At 67.0% G+C, this 12,842-nt stretch carries 10 protein-coding genes; 1 reads left to right on the forward strand and 9 read right to left on the reverse strand.

The window, feature by feature from the left end:
- Positions 1–100 precede the first annotated feature (100 nt).
- Genes ACV22W_RS03810 through ACV22W_RS03825 form a run of 4 tightly spaced genes read right to left on the reverse strand, consistent with a single transcriptional unit; the run spans position 101 to position 4,448 of the window.
- Positions 101–871 (reverse strand): hypothetical protein, encoded by a 771-nt coding sequence (locus ACV22W_RS03810; protein ID WP_448017819.1) that lies wholly within the window; start codon positions 869–871, stop codon positions 101–103.
- Positions 872–885: 14 nt separating this feature from the next.
- Positions 886–1,902, reverse strand: a complete 1,017-nt coding sequence (locus ACV22W_RS03815; RefSeq protein WP_448017821.1) for a YaiO family outer membrane beta-barrel protein — start codon at positions 1,900–1,902, stop codon at positions 886–888.
- Between the two features lie 11 nt (positions 1,903–1,913).
- Complete coding sequence (locus ACV22W_RS03820) at positions 1,914–2,909, reverse strand: polymer-forming cytoskeletal protein (protein WP_448017823.1); 996 nt, start codon at positions 2,907–2,909, stop codon at positions 1,914–1,916.
- 3 nt (positions 2,910–2,912) lie between these two features.
- Positions 2,913–4,448: a glycosyltransferase family 2 protein gene (locus tag ACV22W_RS03825; RefSeq protein ID WP_448017825.1), complete on the reverse strand. Its 1,536-nt coding sequence runs from the start codon at positions 4,446–4,448 to the stop codon at positions 2,913–2,915.
- Positions 4,449–5,692: 1,244 nt separating this feature from the next.
- Here ACV22W_RS03825 and wecB point away from each other — a divergent pair.
- The gene (wecB, locus tag ACV22W_RS03830) at positions 5,693–6,910 is read left to right on the forward strand and encodes a non-hydrolyzing UDP-N-acetylglucosamine 2-epimerase (protein ID WP_448017827.1); all 1,218 of its coding nucleotides are present in this window, start codon (positions 5,693–5,695) and stop codon (positions 6,908–6,910) included.
- A gap of 126 nt (positions 6,911–7,036) precedes the next feature.
- Here the strand turns inward: wecB and ACV22W_RS03835 are convergent, their stop codons facing one another.
- The 5 genes from ACV22W_RS03835 to ACV22W_RS03855 all read right to left on the reverse strand — a co-directional run bounded on the left by ACV22W_RS03835 (position 7,037) and on the right by ACV22W_RS03855 (position 12,670).
- Entirely contained in the window at positions 7,037–7,825 is a 789-nt protein-coding gene (locus ACV22W_RS03835; RefSeq protein ID WP_448017828.1) for a hypothetical protein, read from the reverse strand.
- Positions 7,826–7,926: 101 nt separating this feature from the next.
- Positions 7,927–9,789 (reverse strand): methyl-accepting chemotaxis protein, encoded by a 1,863-nt coding sequence (locus ACV22W_RS03840; RefSeq protein WP_448017830.1) that lies wholly within the window; start codon positions 9,787–9,789, stop codon positions 7,927–7,929.
- 149 nt (positions 9,790–9,938) lie between these two features.
- Positions 9,939–10,616: an OmpA/MotB family protein gene (locus ACV22W_RS03845; RefSeq protein WP_448017832.1), complete on the reverse strand. Its 678-nt coding sequence runs from the start codon at positions 10,614–10,616 to the stop codon at positions 9,939–9,941.
- Positions 10,617–10,634: 18 nt separating this feature from the next.
- A complete protein-coding gene (locus ACV22W_RS03850; protein ID WP_448017834.1) occupies positions 10,635–11,399 on the reverse strand; it encodes a flagellar motor protein in 765 nt (254 codons plus the stop codon).
- A gap of 23 nt (positions 11,400–11,422) precedes the next feature.
- A complete protein-coding gene (locus ACV22W_RS03855) occupies positions 11,423–12,670 on the reverse strand; it encodes a Crp/Fnr family transcriptional regulator (RefSeq protein WP_448017835.1) in 1,248 nt (415 codons plus the stop codon).
- Between the last annotated feature and the right edge of the window lie 172 nt (positions 12,671–12,842).

The raw sequence follows: 12,842 nt of genomic DNA on the forward strand, positions 1-12,842 counted from the left end.
ATTGGCTCCGGAAGCCCTGTCGTGCTCGCTCCGTGCGTCGCGTGCGGCACGGAGCTGCGAAAAACGCGGCCGAATCGTTTCATCACTGATACGGCGGCGTTTAGCGCGAATGGTCGGACGGATTCGTCAGCGAGCCGGGCCAGCTCGCGCAGTAGGTGTAGAGAGTGACGAGCAGGCCGATCAGCAGCGGACCGCCGAGCAGGAAATAGCAGAATGGCAGGAACAGCAACGAGCCATGATGGATGACGACCGCGTGCAGCAGCATTACGAACGGCAGCGCGAACACGAAGTAGCCGACCACGAAAAGCGATGCGGCGATCTTCTGCAGCAGCGTGAAATCGAGCGGATAGTAAAGCGCCGCCATCACCAGCGGAATCAGCGCGATCGCCGCGCCGTGCAGTACGAACATGTCGCGCAGATGCAGCATCGGCACATACGGGAACGCGCCTGGCGCGAGCCAGAAATACGCGCAGATCAGCAGCTGCGTGAAGCTCGCGATACGTAACAGATATGCAACGGGCAACCAGTTCGCACGCCGAAAGAACGACGCGCCGAAGCCGATCGCGCACAGCACCGCGGTCACGGCAAGCTGCGTCCCGCTCGGCATTCGCGCGGCGAGATCGATCGACAGCAGCGGGACGCGCGGCGCGTCGGGCGGGTAGCCGATCACGATCACGTGCAGTGCCGGATCGATCTCGTGCGCACCCCATGCCATGACCGCTCGCCAGTAGCGCCACGCGAGCGGCAGGCCGAGCCACAGCAACGCATAGAGCGTCGGGGTCAGCAGCACGATCGACATCAGCCAGCGCTGTGGATGCGGGTGGATCCGCAGCGAACGGTCGACGGGAGGACGGACGGGATGCGTCTGCATGGCGCCCGTTCCCGTTACCAGCGATAGAACACGCTCAGCTCGCCGCCGATCCGTGAATAGTAAGGGTTATGGTAGTAGTCGAATTCGAGTTGCGTACCCCACTTGCGCGTGAACCAGTAGCGCCATTTCGCGATCACTTCATGACTGCGGAAATCAGCGATCTGCGAACCGGATCCGGTGACCTGATACGCCTCGCGGCCGAACCCGCCACGCAGCACGATCACGCTCTTCCCGACCTCGCCGTAGGTGACCGCGCCGTAGTATTGCGGCGCCTTCACCGATCCCGGTGAATCGACCGTGTAGTTCGTACCCGCCTCGAAGATCCACTTCGGCAGCGCATACCAGATCACGCCGGCGTGATACAGCTGGTCCCGGTGACCGCTGCGATTCCATGCATAGCCGGCGCCCAGCGACACGATCAGCGACCGGTTGGACAGCAGCTTGCGGTTGATCGAGAGGTCGACACGCGCGCTCGGCAGGATCGTCCCGGACGTGGTGCCGGAAAAGCCGATGCCGCCGAACCAGTCCGGCCCCAGGTCCTGCACATATGTCAGTGCGCCGAGCTGCGTGTTCTCGCCGAAGCGATGCAGCTGCGCCAGCTCGCCGAGTATCGTGCGACCACCGTCCTGATAGACGCCACGCACGTGCACGCCGTACCAGTCGCCATACCCGTGCGTCAGGTGTGCGCTGGACACGCCGAGCGACATCTCGGCATGCGGTTCGCTCGGCGCCTGCACGTGCGCGATCACGGCATCAGGCAACGGCGGCCGGTTCGTATCGTCAGGCGAAAATTCGGCGAGCGACGTACCGTCCGGCAGGCCGTCGGCGGACACGCGCACGAAGGCGGGCGCGTCGAGCGTGCGCGGCACGATGACGGGCACGGCGGCCTCAGGCAATTGCGCGGGCGCCGGCGCGCCGGCATCTTCCGGCTGCGCCGCGAGCGCCGGGAGCGGGCCGACGGCAACGCCGCACAGCATCGCCAGTGCGGCGACCGGTGCGCGCGAGCCGCGGCTGCGGGAACGATCGGACATGGAGGCGCTCCTTAACGGGATGCGTGGAACCAGCCGCTGCGGCATGCGACGAGGTCGCCGTGCACGCATGCATGGCCGACGACCGAGACGTCGCGCGCACAGGCGCTGACAGGATGGCCGGCGACGCCGATGCGCGCGCCGGTCAGACGCAGCAGGCCACCCGCCGACACGACGCCGTCGATGCAACTGCCGCTGGCGAGCAGCACGTCATCGCGCGCGAACACCGAGCCGTGCAGGAATGCGTGGCGCTCGAGCTCGACGCGATGCGCCTTGACACTGCCGCGCAGCACGCAGCCGTCGCCGAGCACCAGCGTGCCGTCCACGACGAGGTTGCCCTGCACGACCGTATGCGCGGGCAGACGCACGTCGCACGGCAGCAGGTAGCGGCCGTGCACGTAGCGATGCGGCAGCTTGGAAAAGTGCCGCGTCAGCGAGACTGCACGGCGCGGCACGACGGTCGTATCATCGGCCGGCAGCGCCGGTGTCTTGCCGAAGACGATCGGCTCGCCGTACAGGCACGCGAAGCCGCCGGCGCCATGCAGATATACCGTGCCGCCCACCACGACACCGCGCAGCACCGCGCTGTCGACGTCGATATGCGGCGCGTGCGCGAGCATGCCGATCGTCGCGCCGGCATGAACGTCGATGCGCTGCTCGGCGAACGCATACGTGGCCCGCGCGCCGCCGTCGAGCGTGATCGCGCGATCCGCGTACAGCACGTCATCGCAATGCTCGTCGCGCACGACGCGGATCTCGTCGTCATGTCGCACCAGGAGCCCGAGCGCGTGCCACGGCGGCATCGCGGACGAATCGGCCGGCCGCGCTGCGCCCGCATGCACGCGCAGCGCATCGCGCCAGCGCGCGGCGAGCAGCGCCTGATCGACGAACGGCCCATCGCCGATCGGCAGTGCCGCCACGTCGCTGCGCCGGATCAGCTCGTGCAGCAGCGGCAAGAACGGCAGGCTCAGCACGCCCGCCACCGGCACCATCACATTGAAGGTCGTCATCGTTCATCGCCCCGGTTTCAGTTGCCGGCGAAAACGCTCGGTCTTGTCCCATTTCAGTTCGCGCCGCAACGCCGCGTCGAGCACGAGCCCCCATAGCGCGGAGACCACGGCCGCGATCGTCACGCAAAAGCCGACCACGTTGACCGGCACGAGCCGCAGGCGCGTCGCGCGACCGTCGAGCCGCGCGGCGACGACGATCTCGAAGAACACGCCGAAGTTGCCGAAGGTGCTGAACGCGAACAGCGCGAACAGCGACACGAGCAGGCCGAGCGCCGTCGAGTTGACGCCATTGAGCAGATAAAGCGTGATCGCGGTGCCCCATGCGATCGCGAGCAGCGCGGGCATCAGGAACACGCCGAGCAGCAACGCGCCGTCCAGCCGGCAGCGCCGCGAGATCAGCGGATTGCGCAACACCGGACCGAGATAGCGCAGCAGCGTCTGGTTGTGCCCCTTCGCCCAGCGCGTAAGCTGCCGCGCGCGCACGGCCCAGCGCTCGGGCACTTCCTCGTAGCACTCGGCGTGATTCAGGTAGACCGTGCGCCAGTCGCTCAGCAGCAGGCGATAGGTCATGTCGGTATCTTCGGCGAGCATGTCGTCGCACCATCCGCCAACCGCGTCGAGCGCGCTCTTGCGGATGCCGCCGACCGTGCCGCCGTACTGCGGCACCAGGTTCAGGTTGTTGCGCGCCTGCTGATTGACCTGATAGCCGCCCGCGCGCTCGAGATCGAGCAGCCGCGCGAGCAGGTTGCTGTCGGCGTTCTGCGGCACGACACGGCCCATCACCGCGCCGACTTCCGGATCGAAGAACGGCGCGACGAGCTCCTTCAACAGCCCGGGGCGCGGCAGGTAGTCGGCATCGAACACCACCATGATGTCGCCGCGGATGAAGCGCAGCGCGTCCTTCAGCGCGGCCGCCTTGCCCGGCTTGCCGCTCTCGCGGTGAAACGGCTTGATGAGCCCGGGCGCCAGCGCCCGCACCTCGTCGATCAGCGCGCGCGTGTTGTCGGTCGAACGGTCGTTGACCGGAATGATCGTCAGCCGGTCGTGTGGATAGGTCGTCGCGAGCAGCGCCATCAGGCAATCGACGACGACGGCTTCTTCGTTGTGCGCGGCGACGAACACCGTGAGGCGCGGCCATTCGCCGTGGGTGACCGCCTGATAAGGCGCGTGCTGCGGCTTGAACAGACGGTCGAGACTGAACACGTAATGCCGCGCCGCGTAGACGCAGGTCAGAAGCGTGAACAGCCACAGGTAGGCGACACAGGGAATCAACAGCGCGTCGGGATCGAATGTGGCCTGCGCGGTTCGGGCCGGCGCCGGTTCGAGCCACGAGTCCGCATCGGTCGACGCGCGCACCGCGAGCGGCGCGGCACCGGCATAGGCGGTGCCGCGCTCCGCCGCGCCTGCCGCAGGCATGCCGATGCGCACTGTGTCGGCGAACGGCCGCGATGCGGTGTCATGCACGACCTGCGAGCAGGCCAGCACGATCAACAGCAGGATGCCTTCGACGCAGAGCGACACCGTCCGACGGTTCTTCATGTCCTGCCCCCCGTGCCGGCGACGGCGGCAGCCAGGCGCTTGCGCCCGAGCCGTGAGTCGCGCGGATGACAATGGGAAGCAGCCGTACGTTCGTCGGGCTGGCGCGGGCGTCTTCCGCGCCGGACGAACGTGTCGTGCCGCTTTCCGGATTCGTTGCTTTGGCGTCCCTGTCCGTCTGCTGTCGTTGGAACACGTCGGAACGCGCCTGTCCGCCCAGAACAAGCAAGCGGCGAGCCATCGGCCGCCGTGCCCCGTGCGGCAAGGACCGGCGATCGGACGGCGGGCGCGGCCGGGGCGGCGGCCGAGTGTTTTTGATTCACCGGCGAATCAGCTTTTGGCACGGCATGTGCGGTCGGCATCGCGATCCGTTCGCGTTGCGCGGCGAATTGTCCGTTCATCGCACGTGCGTCGCCTCGCGCGATGCAGCTTCGAGACGCCGCCCGACGCGAATCGCCGTTGCACGGGCCTCGGCCGGAAAACGTGCACGCCCCCGGCTGCCGCGCGCGCCGGAGGGTCGTCATGCAGGCATGCCAGCCGCATTCCGGCCGTGCGTTACAGATACGCAACATTTCGCGCCTGTCGACTCGGGCAGCGCGAGCGATGCGGCGCGACGGGCAAATCATTTTTCCGCCACCCGATCCGGATGACCGGGGAAGCGCCTTTCATTGCCCAGACAAAATTCGCATATCGAATCGATTCAAGGTGCTTCGAAAGATGGATGCCGTTCGATCGGCAGTCGACGCTCGAGCCACGCCCCCATTCTTCGGATGCCCCGACCGGACCGCTCGCACGAACGGCCGCCCGTTTATCCGCATCGCGCCCTTGCGCCGATCCGGCGTCCGTAGCAGTTGTGAAACGTTCCACGACGAACCGTGCGTGCCGCGCGAATCGGACCCGGGCGCAGGGGCGCTGGTTTGAATATTGCTGTATCGAAAGCGGGACCACCTTCCGGGTGCGCCGGCACGCGGCAAAGCGAATCGTGTGACGGAAGGACGTGCCGATCGACGCAGTGAGGAACGTTCATGACGTGATTGACGAAGTGCAAGGGTGACGTCCGTAGTCCGACGATGGCGTGGCGGAGACCGCGCCGACAAGAACGGTGCGCTCGCCCCGCCACACCGCTGAATGTCGCGCGGCCGACGCAGGCCGGCGTGGCCGCATGCGAGGACGGGACGGGTCGCCTGCAAACAGGCTTGGTGCCAGGAGCCGGCCTTCCGGCGCGAAGATGCTCAACGAGGATAACGATGAAGAAGATCTTGCTTGTATTCGGGACTCGGCCGGAAGCCATCAAGATGGCGCCGCTCGTCCGCGCGCTGAAGTCGCGCAGGGATGTCGACGCCCGCGTGTGCGTGACAGCCCAGCATCGGGAAATGCTGGACCAGGTCCTCGCGTTGTTCGACATCAAGCCAGACTACGATCTCAATCTGATGCGCCAGAGCCAGACGCTGACCGACGTGACGACCGGCATTCTTCAGGCGATCGGGATCGTCTTCGACGACTTCGGCCCCGACGTCGTACTGGTGCACGGCGACACGACGACGACGCTTGCCGTGAGTATCGCGGCGTTCTACCGCTATCTGCCGGTCGGGCACGTGGAAGCGGGCCTGCGCAGCGGCGACATCTGGTCGCCGTGGCCGGAGGAGTTGAATCGCCGCGTGACCGATGCGGTGTCGTCATGGCATTTCGCGCCGACAGGCCAGGCGCGCGACAACCTGTTCAGCGAAGGCGTTCCGGTCGGCGCGGTCGTGATGACGGGCAACACCGTGATCGATGCGCTGCACGACGTCAAACGCATGCTCGACCACGATACCGCGCTCAACGACAAGGTCGCCGCGCACTTTCCTTTTCTCGATCCGTCCCGCCGCGTCGTGCTGATCACCGGCCATCGCCGCGAAAGCTTCGGCGAGCCGTTCCGGCATTTCTGCGAGGCGCTCCGCACGCTCGCGAACCGCTATCGCGATGCGCAGTTCGTCTATCCGCTGCACCTGAATCCGAACGTGCGCGAGCCGGCGCGCGCGCTGCTCGGCAGCGTGCCGAACATTTACCTGATCGAGCCTCAGGAATATCTTTCGTTCGTATTCCTGATGTCGCGCTCGCATTTCATCATCACCGATTCGGGCGGCATCCAGGAAGAAGGGCCCGCGCTCGGCAAGCCGGTGCTCGTCACGCGCGAGACGACCGAGCGGCCCGAGGCGATCCAGGCCGGCACCGCACGGCTCGTCGGCACGGACCAGGAGCGAATCGTCTGGGAGGCGTCGCGGCTGTTCGACAGCGAGAGCGCGTACGAGGAAATGGCACGCGCGAGCAATCCGTATGGCGACGGCCATGCGAGCGAGCGGATCGTTCACGCGCTGATGCATTCGCCGGGGGCGACCGCGAAGGCGACGAGCTTTTCGCTGGGGGCCGCGGAGATGCCGTTCAACGCGCTCACGCTGGGGTTGCAGGCGTTGCGGTCGCCTTGAATCCGTTCGGCGGGCGCCAGGCCGACGGGCGGCGACGCGCGATGTTGCCGCCCGTCGTTCGTCGGCAGCAAACGTCCATCCCTCGCCGCCGAATCAGGCCGTGCGATCGCCGTCCGCTGCCGTCCTCTACCGGACGACGGCGTCGGCCATCGATTGCGCCTGAGCGACCAGCCGCGGGTAGATCCGCTGTGACACCACCGCCCTGGCGAAACACGCCTGCCGCGCGTCCTCGGGCACGCGCCCCGCGCTGCACGCCACGATCGGGCGCAGCGTCACGCTCTTCCACTGGAAATAAACGCGTTCGCCCTGCCGGACCGATACGGCCAGCGTGTTCGGCCCGTCCGGCACGCCGTCCTGGCTTTCGCCCAGCAGCCACGCCTTCACCACGCCGTCGGCCGGCTGCCGCTTGACGGGCAACTCGGCGAAGCGAAACGCCGCTGCGTCGTCGCTGAATACGTCCGTGTAAAGCGTTTCATTGTCGAGAATCGCGGCGACGTCGTCCGTCGGCTTGACGCCCGCATCCGCCGTGCTCGCCCATGCCTTCAGTAGCGGAACCGTCGTCACGACGAGATTCGTCTTGCCGTCGGTCGACTTGAAGGCCAGCCCGTCGGGCCCCGGCGGCATGCCGTCGACGGGGCCGACGCTCTGCACCGTGCCCGCCGCCTTCGCGGCAAACCCTTTCGCCCGGACCGGGCCGACGAGCCTCGCGAGCCGCGCATTCACGTCGGCCGTGTACTGCTGGTCGACACGCGGTCGATCTTCCGTTCGCGCCGCGGCCACGGCCGCCGCGGCCTTCTTCCGATACGCGAGATACGAATCCGCCGGCGATGCGATTACCTTCGCCCCAACCGCGGCTAGCACCGCCGCGACCACCACCGCCCCTACCCCGACCTTGAGTCTTGAAATGCGCTTCATTTTTATGACGTTGACGAATCCCGCGCCGACCGCGAAAACGTCCGCCGCGATCCCGCGGCCGACGTCCCTCAGAAGCGCATCATTCTAACGTCGCGCGCGCTTCATTCATCCACCTTGAATGCCGATACCAGCTGCGTCAGTTCCGCCGCCTGCTGCCTCAGGCTTTCCGCCGCCGCCGCACTTTCCTCCACCAGCGCCGCATTCTGCTGCGTCATCTGATCGAGCGACTGCACCGCGTCGCCGATCTGGTCGATGCCGGCGCTCTGTTCCAGGCTCGCTTCGGCGATCTCGCTCATCATCGCGCTCACGCCCTGCACCTGCAATACGACGTCGCTCATCACCTTCCCTGCCTCGCTGACGAGCCGCGACCCGGCGTCCACCGTCCCCGCGCTGTGTTCGATCAATGCCTTGATTGCCTTCGCCGCCTGCGCGCTGCGCTGCGCGAGATTGCGCACTTCCGACGCAACGACCGCGAACCCGCGGCCCTGCTCGCCGGCGCGTGCGGCCTCGACCGCCGCATTCAGCGCGAGGATGTTCGTCTGGAACGAGATGCTGTCGATCATCACGATGATCTCGGAGATGCGCTGCGACGCATCGCTGATCTGCTCCATCGTCGTCACGACTTCGCCCACGACGTGCCCGCCGCGCATCGCCGTATCGGATGCGCCGGTGATCAGCTTCGCGGCCGTCGTCGCGGTTTCGGTGTTGTTGCGCACGACCGCCGTGATTTCCTCCATCGACGAAGCCGTCCGCTCGAGGTTGCTCGACTGCCCTTCGGTCCGTTCGCTGAGGTCTGCATTGCCCGACGCGATCTGCGCGGAGCCGGTCGCGATCGACGCGGACGCCGCGCGAATCCGGTGAACGAGCGTCGACAACGACGACACGAAGCGATTGAACGCGTCCGACAGCTGGCCGATCTCGTCCTCGCTCTCGACCGTCATCCGGCGCGTCAGGTCGCCCTGGCCGCTCGCGATCTCCGACAGCAGCGTCGCCGCGCGGCGGATCGGCGCGGCGATCGCGCGCCCGACCAGCCAGATCACGACCAGCGCGACGCCGAGGCCCGCGACCGCGGCGACCAGCGCCGCGCTGCGAATCGCACGCGTCACCGGGCCGAGCAGTTCGGCCTGCGGCACTTCGACGACCACGTACGCATTCAACTCCGGAATGAACGACGTCGCGATGAAGCGCGCACCGCCGTCGCCGTCGTAGCTCAGGTACGCATATGGCTGGCCAGCCAGCAGCGTCGACGATGCATCGCCGGGCAGCCCCGGTTCGTCCTTCAGGAAGTGCTTGCCGTCGATCAGCGACGTATCGCGATGCATCATGATCGCGCCGTCAGGCCGCACGAGGTACGCGAACCCGGTATCGCCGATCCGGTATGCGGCGATACCTTTCGCGAGCGCGTCGACGGACAGGCTCATGCCGGTCGCGCCGACCGGCGTGCCGTCGAGTTCCACGCGGCTGTTGATGAACATCATGTAGCCGCCGGCCGTGACCTCGCGATCCATGTTCACGTCGTAGGTCTTGCCCGATGCGAGGAAGGTCGCGAGCCATCGATCGTTGTCGGTGACCTTCCGCTGCAGGCCGGCCTCGTTGTAGTAGTTGCCGCTCTTCACCGACACCCACTGCACGGACGCCGCCTTCTGCTCGTCCTTCACGTTCCTCGCCAGCTGGATCCAGTTGCGCGTGCCGGCGTCGGGCTCGCCGTCGGCTTCCCATTGCAACAGGAACGCATCGCGCGCGAGGATGCGCGACGCGGCGATCGGCCCGGCCAGCTGCCGCTGCACGTCGGCGCGGATGCCGCTCACGGCCGTCGGCAGCCCTTCGCGGACGACGCGATCGCGCACGGCGTTGCCGATCAGACGGACACTCAACCCGCTCGAGATCGCGACGAACACGAGCAGGCAGCTCGTCATGCTGACAATCAGCTTGTTCTGAATGGACAGCTTGCGCCAGAAATGCATGGGGAACCCTCGATAACCGCTCGGTCTGAGCCAGCTTGGGTTATCGGCAGGCGCGCGCGGAATCGCATCGCCGGCTTCACATGTTCGTCATGCGAGATCGGATATGTCGTTGACGGGTAACCGTCGCGCGCCTGGCGAGGTCCGCACGCTCAATACGCGACGAAGATGGTCACGCGCCGGTTGCGCGCCCTGGCGGCCGCATCGTCGCCTGCGACGAGCGGCTGCGTATCGGCCCGCCCGATCGCGGCGAGCCGGTGCGGGGCGACGCCACGATCGGCCAGATAGCGCACGACGCTGCCCGCCCGCGCGGACGACAGCTCCCAGTTCGACTCGTATTTCGCATTCGCGATCGGCACGCTGTCCGTATGCCCTTCGACGAGAATGTCGCCGGTCGCATGTTCGCTCAGCGCCTGCGCGATCTGGCCGAGCACCGGCGTCGCATCGGGCAGCAAGCGTGCATCGCCGACGTTGAACAGAACTTTCGCGTCGATGCCGATCTCGATGCCGTGCGGCGCGCGCACGAGCGAGATGCGGCCGTTCGACTTCAGCGCGTCGAGCGATGCCAGCCAGGCGGTGGCACGCTCGGGCATCGCCGCGCCGGGCGCGCTGGCGGTCCCGCTGTCGTGCCGCGCGAGCGTCTGATAGCGCGCGTCGAGCGCGTTGTATTTCGCGAGCTGCAGCACGTACAGCGCGAGAAACAGCACCATCAGCGTCGTGATCAGATCCGCGTAGGAAATCAGCCAGCGTCCGGATTGCGTGCCTTCGCCTTCGCCGTCGCGATCGGCAGTGGCCGAGCGGGCCCGCGCGCCGTCAGTTCGAGCGGTCATGTCGGAGCTTCCGGTGCGTCATGCGAGGGACTCCGCTGCGCGACCGCGCACGTCGCCGGTCAGGCGAGTCTCGATCGTATGCGGCGACTCCCTGCGCGAAATCGCGAGCAGGCCGTCGAGATACAGCTTGCGGAAACGCAACTCGCTGTCGATCTGCGCGCGCAGCTTGCCGTAGAGCGGCAGAAACACGAGGTTCGCGAACGCGAGGCCGTAGAGCGTCGCGATGAACGCGACCGCGATGCCCGGTCCGAGCTGCGCCGGTTCGAGAATATGGCTCGTCACCTGGACCAGCCCGAGCACCGAGCCGAGGATGCCGAACGTCGGCGCATAGCCGCCGGCCTGCTGCCACACGCGCGCGGCCGCGAGCCGGCTGCGCTCGTATGCGTCGAGCTCGCGGTGCAGCGCGTCCTCGAGCACGGCGGTCGACACGCCGTTCGCGAGCAGTTCGAGCCCGCGCCGCGCGAATGGATGGATGCCGCTCACGTCCATCGATTCGAAGGCGAGCAACCCGTCGAGCTTCGCGCGATCGCCCCACTCCAGCAGGTCGGTCAGGTGCTTGCGGTCGACCTCCTGCGCACGCACGAACGCGAGCCGCAACTGTTTCACTGCATCGAAGAAGCGCGCCCACGTGTTCTGGATCATCACCGCGCCGAGCGTACCGCCGAGCACGATCACGAGCGCCTCGAACTGGAACAGCGTCGAAAGATGTCCGCCTTCCAGTGCGAAACCGAACACGATGGCCGCGCCGCCGAGCAGCACGCCGGCCAGGGTCAACAAGTCCATGGGTGTCTCCGTCGGGTCACGCGTCACGCGTCGGATGAAGCCAGCGGCATGGGCGCCGCGCCTGCCGCCGGTGCCTTGGCCGCTCGCACGGCGTCGAGCACGCGTCGCTCGATCTCCTCGATCTCGATCGGGTCGAGCTTCAGCTCACGGCGCATCACCCACGACACCTCGTTGCGCCGCGCTTCCGTCATCACGGAGAACAGCTTGTCGGCCACCGCGCGATCGTCGAGGCTCGCGATCAGCTTCGCGAGATCGTACGTATCGAATGCGCTGATCACGTCGAACAGCGTGCGCTGGTCGACCCACACGATATCCTCGAGCGCGCGCACGTCGCCGCCGGCGCGCGGGCTGCGCCGCGAGAAATACGCGACGCCTTTCTGCTCGACGTAACCGAGCACCTTCGACTTGCGGAACGCGAACACCTCGTCGGCGATCTCGCCGTGCGACAGCTTGTTGAGCAGCAGCTTCCGGTCGACGCCGATCAGCGCTTCGAGATCGGCCAGCTCGATCAGTTCCAGTTCGCTGTTGATCGACACGTCGAGATCGTGATCGGCGACCTGCTGCGCGCGATCGATCACGCGCGCGGCATCGAACGTGACAATCTGGCGCGCATCCGACGAAGCCGCGTAATCGACCGCGCCGCCCGCATGGTCGGTCTGCGCGGCTTCGATCGTGACGAGATTGAGCTTCTCCATGCGGCGCAGCATTGCAAGCACGTGCGGGCGAGAATGGCCGGCGATCGCGCGACAGCGGCGAATCACCTCCGCGAGCGGCACCGATGCCTCGGCCGCCTGCGCCTGCATCGGCCGCCGCGACCACGCGTCATCCGATCCGCGCGTATCGGCACCCGCCATCAGCGACAGCACATGCGCATACGACAGCACGCCCGGCATGAAATCCGCGTGCGTATAGGTCGCGAGCTGGTCGTCCTTGCGCTTCACGCGCCGGATCATCGTGCGCACGACATGACGGAGCAGCGCGGACACGTGCTCGATTTCCTCGTCGAGCTGCGCGGCCGGCACGACCGTGAGCTGGCAGAACGACAGCGCCTTCGCCGTATGCGCGCGCGGCTCGGAAGCGAGCAACGCGGATTCGCCGAAGAATTCGCCGCGCCCGAGCGTCGCGACGACGACACGCTTGTCTTCGCAGCGCGTCGACAGCTCGACCTTGCCGTCGGCGATCAGAAAGATGACGGGCTCGCCGGCGAAGCCCTCCGAGTAGATGATCTCGCCGGGCGCGGCCGTGCGCGTCCAGGATTGCTGACGGTTCAAGTTGGTTCCCCTGCTGCGCTGGTTGTTGCGGACTGCACGTCGCATGTCGCATGCATGCGATCGACAGTCGTCCCCGTGCCCGATTAACGTCATCGGTATCGACATCCTTTAGGGAATTCGTCCTCGTTTTCAGCGAAAATCAACGTCAAACGTTTGCGCGTTGCGCGGCTGA

The sequence above is a fragment of the Burkholderia sp. AW49-1 genome (genome assembly GCF_053427845.1).